At 73.8% G+C, this 19,749-nt stretch carries 17 protein-coding genes; 9 read left to right on the top strand and 8 right to left on the bottom strand.

Annotation, left to right across the window (positions count from 1 at the left end):
• Positions 1-262: 262 nt before the first annotated feature.
• The 5 genes from IE286_RS03690 to IE286_RS03670 all read right to left on the bottom strand — a co-directional run bounded on the left by IE286_RS03690 (position 263) and on the right by IE286_RS03670 (position 6,789).
• Complete coding sequence (locus IE286_RS03690; RefSeq protein ID WP_189795136.1) at positions 263-3,379, bottom strand: efflux RND transporter permease subunit; 3,117 nt, start codon at positions 3,377-3,379, stop codon at positions 263-265.
• A gap of 240 nt (positions 3,380-3,619) precedes the next feature.
• On the bottom strand, positions 3,620-4,300 hold the full coding sequence (locus IE286_RS03685; protein WP_189795135.1) for a response regulator: 681 nt from the start codon (positions 4,298-4,300) through the stop codon (positions 3,620-3,622).
• Positions 4,297-5,505, bottom strand: a complete 1,209-nt coding sequence (locus tag IE286_RS03680; RefSeq protein ID WP_189795134.1) for a sensor histidine kinase — start codon at positions 5,503-5,505, stop codon at positions 4,297-4,299. The genes IE286_RS03685 and IE286_RS03680 overlap by 4 nt, the downstream gene beginning before the upstream one ends.
• Before the next feature lie 107 nt (positions 5,506-5,612).
• On the bottom strand, positions 5,613-5,891 hold the full coding sequence (gene pspAA, locus IE286_RS03675; RefSeq protein WP_189795133.1) for a PspA-associated protein PspAA: 279 nt from the start codon (positions 5,889-5,891) through the stop codon (positions 5,613-5,615).
• A 100-nt stretch (positions 5,892-5,991) separates the two neighbouring features.
• Complete coding sequence (locus IE286_RS03670; RefSeq protein WP_189795132.1) at positions 5,992-6,789, bottom strand: PspA/IM30 family protein; 798 nt, start codon at positions 6,787-6,789, stop codon at positions 5,992-5,994.
• A 302-nt stretch (positions 6,790-7,091) separates the two neighbouring features.
• On the opposite strand from IE286_RS03670, the gene IE286_RS03665 reads away from it, so the two are divergent.
• The 3 genes from IE286_RS03665 (at position 7,092) to IE286_RS03655 (ending at position 9,792) form a co-directional block, all read left to right on the top strand.
• On the top strand, positions 7,092-7,691 hold the full coding sequence (locus IE286_RS03665) for a DUF3043 domain-containing protein (RefSeq protein ID WP_229861939.1): 600 nt from the start codon (positions 7,092-7,094) through the stop codon (positions 7,689-7,691).
• Positions 7,692-7,762: 71 nt separating this feature from the next.
• Positions 7,763-8,533 (top strand): class I SAM-dependent methyltransferase, encoded by a 771-nt coding sequence (locus IE286_RS03660; protein ID WP_189795426.1) that lies wholly within the window; start codon positions 7,763-7,765, stop codon positions 8,531-8,533.
• 164 nt (positions 8,534-8,697) lie between these two features.
• Positions 8,698-9,792 (top strand): S1C family serine protease, encoded by a 1,095-nt coding sequence (locus tag IE286_RS03655; protein WP_189795130.1) that lies wholly within the window; start codon positions 8,698-8,700, stop codon positions 9,790-9,792.
• Positions 9,793-9,850: 58 nt separating this feature from the next.
• On the opposite strand, the gene IE286_RS03650 is transcribed toward IE286_RS03655, so the two are convergent.
• Positions 9,851-10,075 carry a hypothetical protein gene (locus tag IE286_RS03650; protein ID WP_189795129.1) on the bottom strand — a complete coding sequence of 75 codons (225 nt, stop codon included), beginning with the start codon at positions 10,073-10,075 and terminating at the stop codon, positions 9,851-9,853.
• A 122-nt stretch (positions 10,076-10,197) separates the two neighbouring features.
• Between IE286_RS03650 and IE286_RS03645 the strand changes: the two genes are divergently transcribed.
• On the top strand, positions 10,198-11,400 hold the full coding sequence (locus IE286_RS03645; RefSeq protein WP_189795128.1) for a bifunctional adenosylcobinamide kinase/adenosylcobinamide-phosphate guanylyltransferase: 1,203 nt from the start codon (positions 10,198-10,200) through the stop codon (positions 11,398-11,400).
• A 51-nt stretch (positions 11,401-11,451) separates the two neighbouring features.
• On the opposite strand, the gene IE286_RS03640 is transcribed toward IE286_RS03645, so the two are convergent.
• A complete protein-coding gene (locus tag IE286_RS03640; RefSeq protein ID WP_189795127.1) occupies positions 11,452-12,534 on the bottom strand; it encodes a class I SAM-dependent methyltransferase in 1,083 nt (360 codons plus the stop codon).
• A gap of 179 nt (positions 12,535-12,713) precedes the next feature.
• Here IE286_RS03640 and cobT point away from each other — a divergent pair, with 179 nt between their 5' ends.
• Complete coding sequence (gene cobT, locus IE286_RS03635; RefSeq protein WP_189795126.1) at positions 12,714-13,853, top strand: nicotinate-nucleotide--dimethylbenzimidazole phosphoribosyltransferase; 1,140 nt, start codon at positions 12,714-12,716, stop codon at positions 13,851-13,853.
• Positions 13,854-14,041: 188 nt separating this feature from the next.
• Positions 14,042-14,806, top strand: a complete 765-nt coding sequence (locus tag IE286_RS03630; RefSeq protein ID WP_229861961.1) for an adenosylcobinamide-GDP ribazoletransferase — start codon at positions 14,042-14,044, stop codon at positions 14,804-14,806.
• 44 nt (positions 14,807-14,850) lie between these two features.
• Here IE286_RS03630 and IE286_RS03625 read toward each other — a convergent pair whose 3' ends face one another.
• The gene (locus IE286_RS03625) at positions 14,851-15,732 is read right to left on the bottom strand and encodes an endo alpha-1,4 polygalactosaminidase (RefSeq protein ID WP_229861938.1); all 882 of its coding nucleotides are present in this window, start codon (positions 15,730-15,732) and stop codon (positions 14,851-14,853) included.
• A 438-nt stretch (positions 15,733-16,170) separates the two neighbouring features.
• On the opposite strand from IE286_RS03625, the gene IE286_RS03620 reads away from it, so the two are divergent.
• From IE286_RS03620 to IE286_RS03610, 3 genes are all read left to right on the top strand, one after another.
• Positions 16,171-17,712 (top strand): leucyl aminopeptidase, encoded by a 1,542-nt coding sequence (locus IE286_RS03620; protein ID WP_189795124.1) that lies wholly within the window; start codon positions 16,171-16,173, stop codon positions 17,710-17,712.
• Between the two features lie 266 nt (positions 17,713-17,978).
• The gene (gene lpdA / locus IE286_RS03615) at positions 17,979-19,367 is read left to right on the top strand and encodes a dihydrolipoyl dehydrogenase (RefSeq protein ID WP_189795123.1); all 1,389 of its coding nucleotides are present in this window, start codon (positions 17,979-17,981) and stop codon (positions 19,365-19,367) included.
• 62 nt (positions 19,368-19,429) lie between these two features.
• A partial coding sequence (locus tag IE286_RS03610) for a biotin/lipoyl-containing protein (RefSeq protein WP_308437388.1) occupies positions 19,430-19,749 on the top strand: 320 nt, incomplete at its 3' end.

The following is a 19,749-nucleotide window of genomic DNA, read 5'->3' as shown; positions in this document are numbered from 1 at the left end:
GCCGGTGCCCCGGCGCGCGTTGCGCGGGCCGGGGCACGGCCGTGCTCGTGACCGGTCAGCGAGCTGCCCGCGGCGCTCGTACACCGTGACCCTGCGGCCGCCGGCGGCCCGGTGATCGTCGTCCCGGACGGAGCCTGGGACGCGTGCGTCAGGTCGCTCACGGCATGAGAGGTGCAGGAGGCGCCCGAGGCGTACATGAGGCGACGGCCGGGTCCCCTGGCAACCCAGGGGGCCCGGCCGTCGGTGATGTGCGGCGGTGGGGTCAGACGCCCGCCGCTTCCAGCTGCTCGTCGGTCGGCTGCTCGCGCTTGGCCGCGCGCTTCTTGGCGCGGCGCTCCTTGCGGAGTTCGAGCATCGCGTAGAGCGTGGGCACCAGCAGCAGCGTCAGCAGGGTCGAGGTGACCAGACCGCCGATCACGACCACCGCCAGCGGCTGGGCGATGAAGCCGCCCTCGCCGGTGATGCCCAGGGCCATCGGGAGCAGGGCGAAGACGGTCGCCAGGGCCGTCATCAGGATCGGGCGCAGACGGTGACGGCCGCCCTCGATCACGGCCTCGATGACGCCGTGGCCCGCCCGCCGGTACTGGTTGATCAGGTCGATCAGCACGATGGCGTTGGTGACCACGATGCCGATCAGCATCAGCAGGCCGATCAGCGCGGGCACGCCCAGCGGGGTGCCGGTGAGCAGCAGCAGGCCGAGGGCGCCGGTGGCCGCGAAGGGGATGGACACCAGCAGGATCAGCGGCTGGGCGAGCGAGCGGAACGTCGCGACCAGGAGCATGAAGACGATCGCGATGGCCGCCAGCATGGCCAGGCCCAGCTTGGTGAAGGCGTCGTTCTGGTCGGAGGTGACGCCGCCGATCTCGGCCGTGGCGCCGGCGGGCAGCTTCAGCGCGTCAATCTTCGACTGGAGCTTGGTGCTCACCGCGCCGGTGTTGTCGCCGGTGGGCTTGGCGCTGATGGTCGCGGCGCGCTGACCGTCGATGCGGGTCATCGACACCGGCCCGTCGACCAGCTCGACGGTGGCGATGTCACCCAGCTCGACCGGGCCGAGACGCAGGTTCTTCAGTTCCTTCAGGGTCCGGGCGGGCTTGGCGGAGCGGACCACGACGTCGCGTTCGGCGTCGTCCAGGGTCGCCTTGGCGGCGGTGGTGCCCTTGACCGCCTCGGTCACGGCCATGCCGAGGGTCTGCTGGGTGAAGCCGGCCGCGGCGGCCTTGGCGTTGGCGCGCACGGAGATCCGGGGCACGCTCTGCGACAGGTCGCTGGTGACGTCCGTGACGTCGTCCATGCCGGCCACCGTCGTGCGGACCTGCTCGGCGGCCCGGCGCAGGGTGTCGGGGTCGGAGGCCTTGACGACGACCTTGAGGTCCTGGTCGCCGAAGCCGTCGCCGGCGCTGACGCTGGTGGTGCCGGCGCCGGAGAGCCGGTGCAGGCCCTTCTCGATGTCCGCGCGGACGGTCTCGGCGGACGCGTCGTCCTCCAGCATGACCTGGTAGGAGGCGTGGTTGGTGTCCGTGGAGCCGCCGAAGGCGGCCAGGAAGCCGGACGATCCGACGGTCACCTGGTAGTCCTTGACGCCCTTGGTGGAGGCGAGCAGCTTCTCGACCTTCCGGGCCTCGGCGTCGGTGGCCGCCAGGCTGGTGCCGGGCTTGAGCTCCTGGCTGATGCTGAGGACCTTCTGCTCGCCCGGGTCGAAGAAGTTGGTCTTCAGCAGCGGGGTCATGCCCAGGGTGACGATCAGCACGACCACCGCGATCAGCACGCTGGTCAGGCGGCGCCGGGTGGCGAAGCGCAGCACCGGGACGTACAGGCGCTGCAGGCGGCTGTTGGCCTCCTTCTCCTCCGCGCGGCGCCGGGCCTCCTCGGCCTCGGCGGGCGTGCCCTTGGGGGCGCGCAGGAACCAGTACGACAGCACCGGCACGACGGTGAGCGCGACCAGCAGCGAGGCCAGCAGGGCGGCGGTGACGGTGATGCTGAACGGGCCGAACAGCTCGCCCACCAGGCCGCCGACCAGGCCGATCGGGGCGAACACGGCGACGGTGGTGAGCGTGGAGGAGGTGACCGCGCCGGCGACCTCGCGGACCGCGTTGAGAATGGCTTCGCGGCGTTCCTCGCCGTAGCCGAGGTGCCGTTTGATGTTCTCCAGGACCACGATCGAGTCGTCGACGACCCGGCCGATGGCGATGGTCAGCGCGCCCAGCGTGAGCACGTTCAGCGACAGGCCGCCGGTCCACAGCACCAGCAGGGCCAGCACCACCGACAGCGGGATGGAGACCGCGGTGACGAGGGTGGAGCGCAGGGAGGCCAGGAAGACCAGGATGACCAGGACGGCGAAGAGCAGGCCGAGCGCGCCCTCGGTGGTCAGGCCGTGGATGGACTTGGCGACGGCCGGGCCCTGGTCGCTGACGACGGTGATCTTGGCGTCCTTGCCGAGGCTGTCGCGCAGCTCGGGCAGCTTGTCGTGGATCGCGTCCGAGACGGCGACGGCGCTGCCGTCGTGGTCGATGGTGACGGCGACGGCGAGGCTGGGCCGGCCGTCGGTGCGGGTGATGGAGTCGGCCGGGGCGGGCTCCTCCTTGACGGTGGCGACGTCGCCGAGGCGGACCGGCTTGGCCTGGCCCGCGCCGGTGCCGGTGCCGCCGGTGACCACCAGGTCCTTGATCTGCTGCAGCGAGGTGTAGCCGCCGCCGACCTGGACGGTGCGGTTGGCGCCGTTCTCGTCGAAGGAGCCGGCCGGCACGGTCGCGCCGCCGGCCTGCAGGGCCTGGGTGAGGGAGGCGCTGGTGAGCCCGGCCGCGGCGAGCTTCTTGTCGTCGGGGGTGACGGTGACCCTGAGGTCCCGCACACCGTTGACGGTGACCTGGCTGACGCCGTCGATGGTCTTCAGGGCCGGGACGACCGTCTTGTCGAGCCGGTCGGCGAGCGCCTGCTGGTCCTGGCTGGAGGTCACGGCGAGGACCGCGGTGGGGATGTCGTCGGTGGAACCGGAGATCACCTGCGGGTCGACGCCGTCCGGGAGCAGGGCGCGGGCGCGGTTGACGGCCTGCTGGACGTCGGCGACGAGCTGCTGGGTGTTGTTGCCGAAGTCGAAGGAGGCCGTGATCACGGCGCTGCCCTCGCTGGCGGTCGAGGTCACCCCGGAGATGCCGTCGACGGCCTTCAGGGCGTTCTCCACCGGCTCGACGACCTGCTTCTCCACCACGTCGGGCGAGGCGCCCTGGTAGGGCGCCAGCACGGACACCGCGGGCAGTTCGATGCTCGGCAGCAGCTGCTGCTTGAGCTGGGGTATCGCGATCGCCCCGAAGACGAGCGCGATGATCGAGATCAGCCCGATCAGCGCTCGTTGCGCGAGGCTGAATCTGGACAGCCAGGACATGGGTCAAAGTCTCCTGTGGAGCGGCAGATGCGGCACGGGCGGCAGGGTCCGCCCACCCTTACCACCCTGCGTCATCGGGGTCGGGTGTTCCGTAGCCTCCAGGTCCATTTCCGCGTCGTGCGCCTACTCCGGTCGCAGTACGCCGGGAGGAGGGGCGGTCCACCCGCGGAGGGAGCGGCACCGGCCGGTTCCCTGATCCCGTGCGGGGTCTTCCCCTAGGGCGGTGACCGTCGGGGCAGGTCACCGTCCCGGTTTCACCAGCCCGGACTCGTAGGCGATGACGACCAGCTGGGCGCGGTCCCGGGCGCCCAGCTTGGCCATGGCCCGGTTGACATGGGTCTTCACGGTCAGGGGGCTGACCTGGAGCCGTTCGGCGATCTCGTCGTTGGAGTGGCCGCCGGCGACCTGGACGAGGACCTGCCGTTCCCTGACGGTCAGGGTGTCCAGCCGGTCCGGCCGGGCCGGGTCGCTGCCGTCGTCGGCGGGGGTGCTCTGGGCGAGGAAGCGGGCGATGAGGCTCTTGGTGGCGGCCGGGGACAGCAGCGCGTCGCCCCGGGCGGCGATCCGGACGGCGTCGAGCAGGTCCTCGGGTTCGCTGCCCTTGCCGAGGAAACCGCAGGCGCCGGCGCGCAGCGCCTGCACCACGTAGTCGTCGATCTCGAAGGTGGTCAGGATGACCACGCGGACGTGGGCGAGGCCGGGGTCGGCGCAGATCGTGCGGGTGGCGGCGAGGCCGTCCGTGCCCGGCATGCGGATGTCCATGAGCACCACGTCGGCACGCTGCTCCTTGGCCAGCCGTACCGCCTCGGCGCCGTCGGAGGCCTCGCCGACCACCTCCATGTCGGGCTCGGAGTCGACCAGGACGCGGAAGGCGCTGCGCAGCAGCGCCTGGTCGTCGGCGAGCAGGACACGGATCGTCATGCGGCATCCCCCGGAACACGCGTGCTGGTCGTGACCGGCAGGATCGCATGGACGCGGAAGCCTCCGGCGGGGCGGGGGCCGGTGGTGAGGATGCCGCCGAGCGCGGTGACCCGCTCGCGCATGCCGAGCAGCCCGTGCCCTCCGCCCTGGACGGACGCGGTGCGGTGGCCGTTGCCGTCGTCGAGGACGGTGATCTCCAGGTCCTCTCCGCTGCGCACGACGCTGACCTCGGCGCGGGCGCCGGTGCCGGCGTGCTTCTGCACGTTGGTGAGGGCCTCCTGGACGATGCGGAACGCGGCCAGGTCCACCGCCGCGGGCAGCACGGTGCCCGCGGCGTCGCGGGCGACCTCGACGTCGAGGCCCGCGCTGCGGAAGGTGCCGACGAGGTCGTCCAGGCGTCGCAGGCCGGGCGCGGGTTCGGTGGGGGCCTCGGGGTCGCCGGCCTGGCGGAGCAGTCCGACGGTGGCCCGCAGCTCGTCCAGCGCGGTCCGGCCGGCCTGGCGGACGTGCGCCAGGGCGGCCTTGGCCTGGTCGGGCCGCTTGTCCATGACGTGGGAGGCGACCGAGGCCTGCACGTTGACCAGGGCGATGTGGTGGGCGACCACGTCGTGCAGCTCGCGGGCGATGCGGAGCCGTTCCTCGGCGACGCGGCGGCGGGCCTCCTCCTCGCGGGTGCGTTCGGCGCGTTCGGCACGCTCGCGCATCGCGCTGACGAAGGCGCGGCGGCTGCGGACGGCGTCGCCGCCGGCCGCGGCCATGCCGGTCCAGGCGAAGAGAGCGAGATTCTCCTGGGCGTACCAGGGCAGCGGGCCGCCGAGCATGGCCGCGCCGGTCAGCAGGGTCATGGTGGCCAGGCCGAGCCGCCAGGTGGTGGTGCGGTCGGTGGAGGCGGCGACGGTGAACAGGGCGACGACGGCGGCCATCGCGACCGGGGCGCGCGGGTCGGCGGTGACGCTCTCGGTCACCGAGGCGGCGGCGGTGAGGGCGAGGACCGTGCGGGGGGCGCGGCGGCGCCACACGAGCGCGGCGGCACCGCAGATCATCAAAACCAGGCTGAGCGGTGCCGGGCGGTGCACGGCCCAGCCGCCGTTCTGCCCGGCGAAGGAGCCGACCACCATGCACACCAGCACACCGGCGGCGAGAGCCGCGTCCCACGCGCGAGGGTGCGCGTGCAGCCGGCAGCGGGCGCGGTCGAGGGTGGTCACGGGTGTCCACCGTACGGGGTGACGGCAGGCGGCCGGCGCCGGGTGCGGCGCCGGCCGTCGCCGCTGAGCTGCGGCGGAGTCGGCAGCGGGAGCGGACTGCCGCGGCGTCATCCGGGGATCAGGCCGTCGCCGCTGAGCAGCTCCCGGACCTCCTCCAGGGTCGCCTCCTCGGCGGGCAGGATCAGCTCGGACGGCTCCAGGGAGTCGTCCGGCAGCGGCTCGCCGAGTTCCCGGACCCGGGTGAGCAGGGCGGTCAGCGTGCGGCGGAAGCCGGAACCGTCGCCCTTCTCCACCTCGGCCAGGAGTTCGTCGTCCAGTTTGTTCAGCTCGGCGAGGTGGCTGTCGGCCAGCCTCACCTGCCCCTCCCCCATGATCCGTACGATCATGTCGCCCTCCTCGGCGGCGTGGACGGCCGCGGCTGTCGGTGACGTGGCTGTGCGGCGGGCTGCTGCCGCGCTGCCCGGTGGTGCGGTGAGCGCGGACGGCCTACTGCTTGTCGAACCGCGGGGTGTCCTGCGGCTGCTGCTGGGGCTGCGCCTGGCCCTGGCCGCCCTCCAGCTCCTGCCGGCCGGCGGAGATGCCTCCGGCCAGCTCGGCCTTCATGCGCTGCAGCTCCAGCTCCACGTCCGTACCGCCGGCAAGCCGGTCCAGCTCGGCCTGGATGTCGTCCTTGACCATGCCGGAGGGGTCCTCGAGGGCGCCGGAGGCGAGCAGCTCGTCGATCGCGCCGGCGCGGGCCTGCAGCTGGGCGGTCTTGTCCTCGGCGCGCTGGATCGCCAGGCCCACGTCGCCCATTTCCTCGGAGATCCCGGAGAAGGCCTCGCCGATGCGGGTCTGCGCCTGGGCGGCGGTGTAGGTGGCCTTGATGGTCTCCTTCTTGGTGCGGAAGGCGTCGACCTTGGCCTGCAGCCGCTGAGCCGCCAGGGTCAGCTTCTCCTCCTCGCCCTGGAGGGTGGCGTGCTGGGTCTGCAGGTCCGTGATCTGCTGCTGCAGGGCCGCCTTGCGGGACAGGGCCTCGCGGGCCAGGTCCTCGCGGCCCAGCGCGAGCGCCTTGCGGCCCTGGTCCTCCAGCTTGCCGGACTGCTGCTGCAGCTGGTTGAGCTGGAGTTCCAGGCGCTTGCGGCTGGTGGCCACGTCGGCGACGCCGCGGCGGACCTTCTGCAGCAGCTCCAGCTGCTTCTGGTACGAGTAATCGAGGGTCTCGCGCGGGTCCTCGGCCCGGTCCAGGGCCTTGTTCGCCTTCGCGCGGAAGATCATCCCCATACGCTTCATCACACCGCTCATGGGCTTCGCGCGCCCCCTTCTGACCGACTCCGGCTCACAGCTCTGCGACAGAACCCACAGTACGGGCCCTGCATCCATTACCGCACTGCCGGGGAAGCAATGCGCTCATTCCCGAGGACGACTGCGCGCGTCCGCGCTCCGGCGCAAGGAGGAGGGGATGGTGGGCCGCGGGAGCGGACAGGGGCGGAGTGCACCGTTTCGTGCGGGGGTGCGTTCCTCGCCCCGTGAGGACGCCCGGCGTTGCCGGATCGTTCCCCGCGGGACTGGGGCCCGCCAGGGTCAAACCTTTACCCTTGGGCTTTGTGTTCCGTACCCGTGCCAAGGAAGAGAAGGCCCCGGTCGCCGAACAGGCGCCGGTGACCGTCTCCAAGCAGCCCCGTGACCCGCAGGCCCCCAAGGGCCGCCCCACGCCCAAGCGGCGTGAGGCCCAGGCCCAGCGCCGCAGCGTCGCCCATACCCCGATGACGCGCAAGGAGGCCGCCGCGCGGCGGCGCGAGGAGCGCCGCGCCGCGCTGGAGCGCCAGCGCCAGGCGCTCGCCACCGGCGACGAGCGCTACCTGCCGCCCCGTGACAAGGGACCGGTGCGCAGGTACGCGCGGGACTTCATCGACTCGCGGTTCAACGTCGCGGAGTTCTTCCTGCCGGTGGCCGTGGTCATCCTCGTGCTGAGCATGATCCGCGTGGACTCCATGCAGACCCTCGCGCTGCTGCTGTGGCTCGTGGTGATCGTGCTGATCGTGCTGGACTCCGCCGTCACCGGGTTCCGGCTGAGGAAGCGGCTGAACGAACGCTTCCCGGACGAGAACAAGCGGGGCGCGGTCGCGTACGCGCTGATGCGCTCGCTGCAGATGCGCCGGCTGCGGCTGCCCAAGCCGGTGGTCAAGCGCGGGGAGCGGCCCTGAGTACGACCGCGTGCCCCGGGGACGCCGGGCACGTCCGGCCCGCCGGACTGCACGACGTCGTACGGCGGGAGCTGGTGGCCCGGCAGCTCGACGAGCAGCTGGCGGCCCGGTTCCCGCTCGGACGGCAGCTGCGGGTGCTCGACGTCGGCATGGGCCTGGGCACGCAGGCCCTGCGGCTGGCGCGGGCCGGGCACACGGTGACCGGTCTGGAGGACGACCCCGCCCTGCTCACCGCGGCCCGCGAGGCGCTGGCCGCCGAGCCGCCCGGGATCCGGCAGCGGACGCGGATCGTGGAGGGCGACGGCCGGGACACGGGGGTGCACTTCCTTCCGGGCAGCTTCGACGTGGTGCTGTGCCACGGCGTGCTGATGTCGGTGCCGGAGCCCGATCCGCTGCTCGCCGGGCTGGCCCGGATGCTCGCCCCGGGCGGCCTGCTGTCCCTGGTGGTGCGCAACGGCGACGCGCCGGCGTTCGGGCCGGGGCTGCGCGGCGACTGGGCCGGGGCGCTGGCGGCCCTCGACGCCGGCGTGCGGCTGCCGGGTCCGCGCACCGGCGCGGACGACGAGACGGACACCGGCGCCTCCTCGGCGCAGCCGCCCCGCGAGGGGCGCGCGGAACGGCTGGCCGACCTGACGGCGACGCTCGCCGGGATCGGTGCGCCGCTGCAGGCCTGGTACGGCGTGCGGGTCTTCACCGACGCGGTCTTCCCGCAGCGGCCGCAGCCGGACGCCGGTCTGCCGGTGGACGTGGGGATGCTGCTGGCCGTCGAGGAGCGGGCCGGGCGGACGGACCCCTACCGTGCGGTCGCCACCCTGCTGCACCTGTGCGGGGTGCGCGGCTGAGCCGGGGCCGTACTCACTCCTCACTCACTCCTCGGTACGTGTCCGCTCCTGGGTGCGTGCCGGGCGCACTGTTCCTTCGGGCGTTTCCCGGTCCGCGCCGACAGCGCCGCTCGTTCGGGTGAGCATCGGACGCCTCGGCCCCGGTGCCCGGCCAGACTCGGTGCATGGACGTCTCCCCTGCCCGCACACCGGCCCTCAGGCTGCTCGCCGCGCTCGTCGCCGTCCTGTGTCTGACCGCCCCGCTGTCCGGGTGCGACGGGCCGACCGGCTCCGGTGAGCCCTCCGGCACCAAGAAGCCGTCCGCGGAGACCGGCCGGGACACCGCCCGCAGTGCCACGGACGCCCTGCAGAGCGACTACCAGCGGGTGATCAAGGACGTGCTGCCGTCCGTGGTGCAGATCCAGGGCAGCCGCGATCTCGGCTCGGGTGTGGTGTTCGACGACAAGGGGCACATCGTCACCAATGCGCACGTCGTCGCGGACGACCGCACGTTCCGGGTGACCACGGCCGGCAGCGAGCAGACGCTCACCGCACGTCTGGTCTCCTCCTACCCGGACCAGGACCTGGCCGTCGTCAAGCTGGACACGGTGCCGCGCGGGCTGCGGCCCGCGGTGTTCGGCGACTCCGAGAAGGTGGAGGTGGGGCAGATCGTCCTGGCCATGGGCTCGCCGCTCGGGCTGTCCTCCAGCGTGACCCAGGGCATCGTCTCGGCGACGGGGCGCACCGTCAGCGAGGGCGACGGCAACGGCGGCACGGGCGCGACGATCGCCGACATGGTGCAGACGTCGGCCGCCATCAATCCGGGCAACAGCGGCGGGGCGCTGGTGAACCTGGACAGCGAGGTCATCGGCATCCCCACGCTCGCCGCCACCGATCCCCAGCTGGGCGGCAGTGCGGCGCCCGGCATCGGCTTCGCGATCCCGGCGTCCACGGTGAAGACGATCGCCGGGCAGATCGTGAAGTACGGCAGGGTCGTCCGCTCCGGGCGGGCCGCGCTGCAGATCACCGGCCGCACGGTCGTCGACGCCGGCTTCCAGCCCGCCGGAGTCGCGGTGGTCGAGGTGCGGCGGGGCGGCGCGGCGGACCGGGCGGGCATCCGGGCCGGGGACGTGATCGTCCGGGTCGGCGGCACGGACATCACCACGATCACCTCGCTGTCGGAGGCGCTGGCCACGGCGAAACCGGGGCAGCGGGTGCAGGTGACGTATCTGCGCGACGGCGCGGAGAAGACGGTGGAGGTGACGCTCGGCGAACAGTGACCGAACCCGAGAACAGGGCCGGGGAACGGCGGGGCCGTCCCCCGGCGCGCCGGGACGTCTACGCGTCGCCCGGGGTGTTCTCCGCGTGCAGGCTCATCGGGCCGTAGACCTCGGTGGAGTCCTCGAACAGCCGCACCTGGTCGGCGCCGCCCTCCAGCAGGGCCCGCCAGTTCTCCCCGATCCAGGACTCGGCGTCGCTCTGCGTGGAGAACTCCTCCGGCTGGACGGCGGGCTGGACCTCCGTCCCGTCGGCCCTCTCGAACCGCCACGTCCATGCCACCATGACGCCTCCCTGGTGTGAGCACTGTCGGCACACTGCACGGCGGAAGCCGGATCGCGGTCCGGCTCCTGCCCGCAGCCTAGTCGGATGCGCAAGGCCTGCGACGGCACAGGACAATCGGGTCCGTGGACGTGACTCTGCTCGGCACCGGTGCCCCCGCGGGACTGCCCCGCCCCCATTGCCCCTGCGCGGCCTGCGCGTCGGCGCTCGGCCCCGACGCGCGCACGGCGACCGCGCTGCTCGTGGACGGGGCGCTGCTGCTGGACCTCACCCCGGGGGCGGCGCTGGCGGCCGCGCGGGCCGGGCGGTCGCTGACCGGGGTGACGCAGGTGCTGCTGTCCCATCCGCACGACGGGCCGGCCCTGGAGGTGCCGGCCGGGCTGCCGCAACCGGGCCGGGTGCCGGACGGCCGTGAGCTGGCGCTGCTGACCGGGCACCGGGTGCGGGCGGTGGCCCTGGACGCGCCGGGCACGGGCTACGCGGTGACCGCGGCGGACGGCACCCGGCTGCTGTATCTGCCGCCGGGGGGTGCCCCGGCCGGGGTCGAGGAGGGCGCGGCGGAGACGTACGACATGGTCCTGCTGGACGTGGTGGGGAGGCCGGACGCGCTGGCCCGGCTGCGGGCGGTGGGGTCGGTGGGGCCGACCACGGACGTGATCGCGGTCCATCTGGACCACGACGTGCCGCCCGGCCCGGAGCTGCACCGCCGGCTGGCGGCGGCCGGGGCGCGGGCGGTGCCGGACGGCACCACGCTGACGGTCGGGGCGTACGAGGACGTGCCGGACGTGCCGCGGCGCACCCTGGTGCTGGGCGGGGCGCGGTCGGGCAAGTCGGCGGAGGCCGAGCGGCGGCTGGAGTCCTTTCCCGGAGTGGTGTACGTCGCCACCGGCGGCACCCGGGGCGGGGACACCGAGTGGGCGGCCCGGGTCGCCGCGCACCGTGAGCGCCGGCCGGGCTCCTGGCGCACCGTGGAGACCTGCGACCTGGTGCCGCTGCTGGCCGAGGACGGTCCGCCGCTGCTGATCGACTGTCTGTCGTTGTGGCTGACGGACGCGATGGACGCCGTGGGCGCCTGGGACGACGCGGAGTGGGCGGGAGGCGGCGAGAAGGCGCTCAAAGAACGAGTGACCGCCTTGACGGAGGCGGTCCGGGCGACCCGGCGTACGGTGGTCGCGGTCTCCAACGAGGTCGGTTCCGGCATCGTCCCGGCCACCGCCTCCGGCCGCCGCTACCGGGACGAACTCGGCCGGCTCAACGCCGCGTTCGCCGCCGAGTGCGAGCAGGTGCTGCTGGTGGTGGCGGGCCAGGCCCTGGCGCTGCGGGGCTGACCCCGCCCGGTCCGCATCCCGTCACGCGGTGCCCCGTCACGTGGTGTCCCGTCATGCGGTGTCCCGGCGGGCGACGACGCGGTAGCCGTTGGACAGGCCGGGGACGCGGCGTGCCAGGGGGGCCAGGGCGTGGTCGAGCAGGGCCGTGGCGTCCACCAGGGGACTGGTCAGCGCGGACAGCAGGGTGCGCAGGGCGCGGTGCGGGGTGCTCGGCGGGACGGCGCGCCAGGGGACGTCGTCCGGCGGCAGGAGGCGGGCGAGGGCGAGCGCGAGGGCCGCGGCGAGGTCGCCCGGGCGGTGGGGGCTGCGCCGGTCGGTGACGAGGACCGTGCAGCCGGCCGCCCGCAGTTCCGCGCGGAGGTTGGCCGGCGGCAGCAGGTGCAGATGGCGCGGCTGTCCGTGCCCGGGCCACCATTTTCCCAGCAGCAGGGCGAACGCGCTGCGCGGGTCGGGCAGTTCGACCAGCAGGTGCCCGCCGGGCCGCAGGACGGTGAGCGCGCCGCGCAGCTCCGCCCGGGGATCGGGGGCGTGGGCCAGGTGGTGGAAGATGCTGACGACGTCGTAGCGTCCGCGCAGCCGCCGCGCGATGCGCGGGTCGGCCAGATGACCGATGTGGGCCTCCTCGACATGGCCGGCTGCGCGGGCCCGCACCACGCGCGGGGTCGGGTCGAGCCCGTCGAAGGAGGTGTACGGGAAGACCTCCTTGGCCGCCGCCGGGAAGTGGCCGTGGCCGGTGCCGACGTCCAGCCAGCTCTCGGGCTCGCCCACGCCCCGCATCAGCAGGGCGTCGGCCCGGTGGCGCCGGTGGCTGCGGCGCAGCGCGAGGACGGGGTCGGGCAGGTTCTCCGGGTCGGTCTCGTCGTGATCGCGGTGGTAGAAGGCGAGCCCGGCAGGGCTGAGCCGGGGGTTCTGGAAGATGTGCCCGCAGTCCCGGCACCGGTCCAGGACGAAGGTGCCCGGCTTGTGCTGCAGCAGGTCGGGGGCGCGCAGCCGGGTGCGCAGCCGCGTCGATCCGCACCAGGGGCAGTCCTCGCGGCGCGGTTCGTGGAAGTGGTCGGTGCCGAGGGCGAGTTCGGCGGCGTACGCGATGCGGCGCGGGTCACGGACCGGCGAGGCGCACGGCACAGGCGGCATGGGCGGCTCCCGGATGGGCGGGGCGGGGCACGTCCGCCGTGGACGCGCCGCTCCGCCCGTGTCGGCATTTCACGGCAAAGGGAACGTATGGGATCGGGATCTTGGCCCGGAAGAGCCCGTACGGGTATGGCGGTGACGCGACTCGGACCGGCGCGGGGCGGGCCGGTACTGTTCCGCGAATGAGCTCGCTGAATCTCGACGACTTCACCGACCTGATCGAGCGCCCCGACGGCGGGGTCCGCCGTGACGCCGAGGCGCGCCGGGAGCGCCTGGTGGTGCCGCCCGGTGCGCTGGGCCGCCTGGACCATGTGGGTGAGTGGCTGGCCGCGGCGCAGGGCACCGTGCCGGTGCGGCCGATTCAGCGGCCCCGGGTGGTGCTGTTCGCCGGCGACCACGGGGTCGCGTCGCTCGGGGTCTCCCGGCGGCCCGCGGGCAGCGCGGAGCGGCTGGTGCGGGCGGTGCTGGAGGGCGGGCGGCCGGTGTCGGTGCTGGCCCGCCGGCAGGGCGTGCCGGTGCGGGTGGTGGACATGGCGCTGGACTGCCCGGCCGAGTCGCTGCCCGCGGACGTCGTACGGCACCGGGTGCGGCGCGGCAGCGGGCGCATCGACGTCGAGGACGCGCTGACGCCCGAGGAGGCGGAGGCCGCGTTCCGGGCCGGGATGGCGGTGGCCGACGAGGAGGCCGACTCCGGCACGGACACGGTGGTGCTCGGCGACATCAGCGTGGGCGGGACCACCGCGGCGGCGGTGCTGATCGCCGCGCTGTGCGGGACGGACGCCTCGGTGGTGACCGGGCGCGGCGGGGAGCCGATCGACGACCTGGCGTGGATGCGCAAGTGCGCGGCGATCCGGGACGCGCTGCGCCGGGCCCGGCCGGTCCTCGGCGACCAGCTGCGGCTGCTGGCCACGGTGGGCGGTGCCGATCTGGCCGCGACGACCGGATTCCTGCTGCAGTGCGCGGTGCGCAAGCTGCCGGTGATCCTGGACGGCGTGGTCTCGGCGGCGTGCGCGCTGGTGGCCCAGCGGGTGGCGTTCCGGGCGCCGGACTGGTGGCTGGCCGGGCACAGCAGCGGGGAGCCGGGCCAGGCCAAGGCACTGGACCGGATGGCGCTGGAGCCGCTGCTGGACCACGAGGTGACCGTCGGCGAGGGCGCGGGCGCCCTGCTGGCCCTGCCGCTGGTGCAGTCCGCGGCGGCCCTGGCGGCGGAGCTGCCCGAGGCACCGGCCGAGGAGGAGACGCCGGACACGGCCGGCGGAACGTCCGGCGACGAGGGCGATGCAACGGTGCGGCCGGAGGCGGAGACCTCCGGCGGGCACTGAGGCACCGGGCGGAATGGGCGGTCGTGGTCCTGGTGCGCGGGGCACGCGCGGTGGTCCCGTAGTCTGCCCGGGTGTCCGCAGCGTCCACTCCTGACCCGCCGTCCTCGTCCTCCTCGTCCTCCTCGTCCTCCTCGTCCTCCTCGTCCTCTGCGCCGTCCGCCGCGCCCGAGCGGCCGCCCCGGCCGGCGCTGCCCGGTCTGCGGTTCGCCTTCGGCACGCTCACCGTGCTGCCGGTGCGGGTGAGCCGGTGGGACCGGGACGCGGCGCGGGGCGGCATGCTGTGCGCGCCGCTGGCCGGGCTGGTCGTCGGTGCCGCGAGCGCCGCCGCGGGCCTGCTGCTGAGGGTGCTGGGCGCCGGTCCGCTGCTCGCGGCCGTCGCCGCCGTGGCGGTGCCGGCGGTGCTCACCCGCGGGCTGCATCTGGACGGGCTGGCGGACACCGCGGACGGGCTGGGCAGCGGCAAGCCCGCCGCGGACGCGCTGCGGATCATGAAGCGGTCGGACATCGGCCCCTTCGGGGTGATCACCCTGGTGCTGGTGCTGGCGGCCCAGGTGGCCGCGCTGGCCCAGGCCTGGGCCGGCTCCTGGGCCCGGGGTGCGCTCGCCGCGGTCGTCGCGGCGGTGGTGGCCCGGCTGGCGCTGACGCTGGCCGCGCGCACCGGGGTTCCGGCCGCCCGGCCCGAGGGGCTGGGGGCGGCCGTGGCGGGTGTGGTCCCGCCGGGCGGTGCGCTCGCCGTGGCGCTGGTCGTCACGCCGGCCGCCGCCGCGGCGGGCGCGGCCCTGGGTGTGCGCACCGCGCTGCTCGCCGCGGGCGCGGTGCTCGCCGCGCTCGCCGCCGCCGAGCTGCTGCTGCGTCACTGCGTCCGCCGTTTCGGCGGGGTGACGGGGGACGTCTTCGGCGCTCTCGCGGAGACGGCGGCGACCTGTGCGCTGGTGCTGCTGTCCCTGGGCTGAGCGGCCGGGCCGGGACGGGACGGCGGGCGGCGCCGGGCGGCGGGTCAGCAGGTGCGGCGCCAGGCCGTCAGCTCGTACGTCTTGCGCAGCGAGCTGAGCCGCAGCTCGCGGGACTGGTCGCAGTAGCGGCTGGGCGGCAGCTCGTACTCGGCGTGGAAGACCGCCTTGCCGGCGTCGGTGAACGGCTTCAGCCGTGCGCACTCGCCGTACTGGGCGCACTGCTCGTTGACGGCGAAGTCGAAGTCGCCGACCAGCTGCGGGATCTGGTCCAGGTCGTTCTTCAGGCCGGCCGCCAGACCGCGCTCGTGGGCGAGGCGGGCGATCAGACGGTTGTAGCGCAGCTGGTCGGCGGCGGTCAGCGGGAAGCCGGTGGTGTTGCGGTAGCCGTCCATGTTGTCCGGCTCGACCGCGTCGAAGCCCTTGTCCCGGCACATGTCGAGCCGGGCCGCCATCAGCGGCTCCAGCACCTCGGTGCGGCGGATGTCGAGCCAGCGTTCGCCGGGCCAGCCGTTGCTCTTGCCGAGCACGGACGCGGGGAACTTCTTCGCGTCGGCGCGGAACTCCTCCCAGGCGCCGGTGGAGATGTAGCAGATGACCTTGCGTCCCTTGCGGTGCAGCGCGGCGACGGTCGCCGCGGTCTGGTCGAAGCCGTCGATGTCGTACACCTCGGCCGGCACGGAGGTGTCCAGGTGCCCGCTGAGCTGCCACTGCCAGGTGGTGCCGGGGCGGGGCTGCCAGCGGGCGGCGGATGCGGACGGCACGGCGTCCCGGTCGTGCGCCGTGTCGTCGTCCCCTTCCGCCCCGCCGGACGAGCCGGCGCATCCGGCGAGCAGAGGCGAGACGGCGAGGAGGGCGGTGAGGACGACGGCGAGGAGGAGCGGGCGGGCGGCGACCGGGGAGACGGAGCGCTCTGCGGTGGTGTGCACATGACGATCATCGCCGACCGGCCGCACCGCCCGGACGCGCGGGTGTCCGTCCGGACCGCGCACTGGCGCTTTCCAGCGGTGCGCGCACCGGCGGACGGGCGCGCGCGACCGGCGGGCGGAGCGCACCGGGTCGGCGGCAACGGCGCTTCGGACCGGGCGGACGGCGCACACGCCGGGCACACGACAGCGCCTGGTCACCGGCCGACGGGCGCCCTCGGGACACCGGCGGCCGGCGGCGGTACCCCGTCTTCACACAACCCGCACGGCTGCCCGGTGCGGCGACGCGCGTAGGCTCGTGGCCGGGTGTCTGCCTGTCCGGGTGAAGACCGCGCCGCAGGAAGGATCTCCGCAAGGTCTGGGGTTCGGTGGTCGGGCCCGGTCGACCCACCCCTTTCGGCCACATCACCGCCTTTTACAGGGAAGCGAGAATTCACCACCGTGACTGCTCTCACTCTCAGCACCGCCGGGGTTTCCGGCCTGCGTGCCGACGCGCTCGTCGTCGGTGTCGCCAAGGGCTCCTCGTCCGCCTCCGGGGACCTGGTCCTCGTGCCGGGCGCCGAGGAGGTCGACGCCGCCTTCGACGGCAAGCTCGTCGACGTCCTGGACACCCTCGGTGCGTCGGGTGCCGAGGGCGAGGTGACCAAGCTGCCCGCGCCGTCCGGGTTCAAGGCTCCGCTCGTGCTCGCGGTGGGCCTGGGCACGGCGCCCGAGGAGAACGGTCGCTTCGGCCACGAGGCACTGCGCCGCGCCGCCGGTACGGCCGCCCGCGCCCTGGCCGGCGCCGAGAAGGCCGCCTTCCTCCTGCCGCTGGCCGACGCCGCCGACGCCGGCGCGGTCGGCGAGGGCGCGCTGCTCGGCGCGTACTCCTTCGACGCGTACAAGGGCGACAACGGCAAGGACGGCTCCGGCCGCAACGGCAAGAAGCCGCTGGGCGAGGCCGTGCTGCTCGGCGGCAAGCCCCGCGACAAGGAGTTCAAGGCGGCCGTCGAGCGCGCCACCGCCGTGGCCGAGGAGCTGAACCGCGCCCGCGACCTGGTGAACACCCCCTCCAACGACCTGAATCCGGCGGCGTTCGCCGCCATCGTGCAGGAGGCGGGCAAGGAGCACGGCCTGAAGGTGCAGGTGCTCGACGAGACGGAGCTGGCCAAGGGCGGCTACGGCGGCATCCTGGGCGTCGGCTCGGGTTCGGCGTCGGCGCCCCGGCTGGTGAAGGTGTCGTACACCAGCTCCAAGGCGAAGAAGCACCTGGCGCTCGTCGGCAAGGGCATCACCTACGACTCGGGTGGCATCTCGCTGAAGCCGGCCGGCCACAACGAGACCATGAAGTGCGACATGGGCGGTGCCGCCGCCGTGTTCGCCGCGGTGGTCGCCGCCGCCCGTCTGGGTCTGGAGGTCAACGTCACCGGCTGGCTGGCGCTGGCCGAGAACATGCCCTCCGGCTCCGCCGTGCGCCCCGGTGACGTGCTGCGCATGTTCAGCGGCAAGACGGTGGAGGTGCTCAACACCGACGCCGAGGGCCGGCTGGTGATGGCGGACGCGCTGTGGGCTGCCTCGCAGGAGAAGCCGGACGCGCTGGTGGACGTGGCCACCCTGACCGGCGCGATGGTGCTGGCGCTGGGCAACCGCACCTTCGGCATCATGGCGAACGACGACACCTTCCGCGCCAAGGTCCACGAGGCCGCGCAGGAGGCCGGCGAGGACTCCTGGCCGATGCCGCTGCCCGGGCACCTGCGCAAGGGCATGGACTCCTCGGTCGCCGACATCGCCAACATGGGCGAGCGCATGGGCGGCGGCCTGGTCGCCGGTCTGTTCCTGCGCGAGTTCGTCGGCGAGGGCATCACCTGGGCGCACCTGGACATCGCCGGGCCGGCCTTCAACGAGCAGGGCCCGTTCGGGTACACGCCGAAGGGCGGCACGGGCAGCGCGGTGCGCACGCTGGTGCGGCTGGCGGAGCGTGCCGCCGCGGGCGACCTGGTCTGATCTTCCTCCGGTCACCTCGGGAGTTCCCCCGTCCGGCGGGACGGCCCCGGGCGCTTCTCGCGCTCGGGGCCGTTTTGTCCCCTTGCGCGACGCGCGTGGTACGTCTCACACAGCGGCCCGGCGTCTCGTCCGGTTCTGACAAGTGCAAAGATGGGCGTCGGCAGGACAGGGCCCCTACCCGAGGGCCGAAGAACGAGCGGCCGGACACCAGCCGCCAACCGGTCACCGACGACCGGTGCACGGCGCACATGCATGGAGGACGTGACGTGGCGAACGACGCCAGCACCGTTTTCGACCTAGTGATCCTCGGCGGTGGTAGCGGTGGTTACGCCGCGGCCCTGCGCGGGGCCCAGCTGGGCCTGGACGTCGCCCTGATCGAGAAGGACAAGGTCGGCGGCACCTGCCTGCACCGGGGTTGCATCCCCACCAAGGCCCTGCTGCACGCGGGCGAGATCGCCGACCAGGCCCGCGAGAGCGAGCAGTTCGGCGTCAAGGCCACCTTCGAGGGCATCGACGTGCCCGCCGTCCACAAGTACAAGGACGACGTCGTCTCGGGCCTGTACAAGGGCCTGCAGGGCCTGATCGCCTCCCGCAAGGTCACGTACATCGAGGGCGAGGGCCGGCTGTCCTCCCCGACCTCCGTCGACGTCAACGGCCAGCGGATCCAGGGCCGCCACATCCTCCTGGCGACCGGCTCCGTGCCGAAGTCCCTGCCGGGCCTGCAGATCGACGGCGACCGCATCATCTCCTCCGACCACGCCCTGACCCTGGACCGCGTGCCCAAGTCCGCGATCATCCTGGGCGGCGGCGTCATCGGCGTCGAGTTCGCCTCCGTGTGGAAGTCCTTCGGTGCCGACGTCACGATCATCGAGGGCATGAAGCACCTGGTCCCGGTCGAGGACGAGAACTCCTCCAAGCTGCTGGAGCGCGCCTTCCGCAAGCGCGGGATCAAGTTCAACCTGGGCACCTTCTTCGACAAGGCCGAGTACACCCAGGACGGCGTCAAGGTCACCCTCGCCGACGGCAAGGAGTTCGAGGCCGAGATCCTGCTGGTCGCCGTCGGCCGCGGCCCGGTCTCCCAGGGCCTGGGCTACGAGGAGGCCGGGGTCGCCATGGACCGCGGTTACGTCCTCGTCGACGAGTACATGCGCACCAACGTCCCGACCATCTCCGCCGTCGGCGACCTGGTGCCCACCCTGCAGCTCGCGCACGTCGGCTTCGCCGAGGGCATCCTGGTGGCCGAGCGCCTGGCCGGCCTGAAGGTCGTCCCGATCGACTACGACGGTGTGCCGCGGGTGACGTACTGCCAGCCGGAGGTCGCCTCCGTGGGTCTCACCGAGGCCAAGGCCAAGGAGATCTACGGCGCGGACAAGGTCGTCGCGCTGAAGTACAACCTGGCGGGCAACGGCAAGAGCAAGATCCTGAAGACCGCGGGCGAGATCAAGCTCGTCCAGGTCAAGGACGGTGCCGTGGTCGGCGTCCACATGGTCGGCGAGCGCATGGGCGAGCAGGTCGGCGAGGCCCAGCTGATCTACAACTGGGAGGCTCTGCCCGCCGAGGTCGCCCAGCTCATCCACGCCCACCCGACGCAGAACGAGGCGCTCGGCGAGGCCCACCTGGCGCTGGCCGGCAAGCCGCTCCACTCCCACGACTGAGCCTTCGGTCACACGCGCGCGACGACACAGACTTCCGCAATTCGTTAGGAGCAACCGAAACCATGGCGGTTTCCGTAACCCTTCCGGCGCTCGGTGAGAGCGTCACCGAGGGCACTGTCACCCGCTGGCTGAAGGCCGAGGGCGAGCGTGTCGAGGCCGACGAGCCGCTGCTCGAGGTCTCCACCGACAAGGTCGACACCGAGATCCCCTCCCCCGCCTCCGGCGTGCTGTCCTCCATCAAGGTCGCCGAGGACGAGACGGTCGAGGTCGGCGCCGAGCTGGCCGTCATCGACGACGGCTCCGGCGCTCCGCCCGCCGCCCCGGCCCCGGCCGCCGCCGAGGCCCCGGCTCCGGCCCCGGCCCCCGAGCCCGCCCCGGCGCC

This window comes from Streptomyces thermodiastaticus (assembly GCF_014656135.1).
In the GTDB taxonomy this organism is placed as follows: Bacteria; Actinomycetota; Actinomycetes; order Streptomycetales; family Streptomycetaceae; genus Streptomyces; species Streptomyces thermodiastaticus.
Note: the sequence above shows the minus strand (reverse complement) of the source record. Positions and strands in the feature narration are given on the sequence as shown.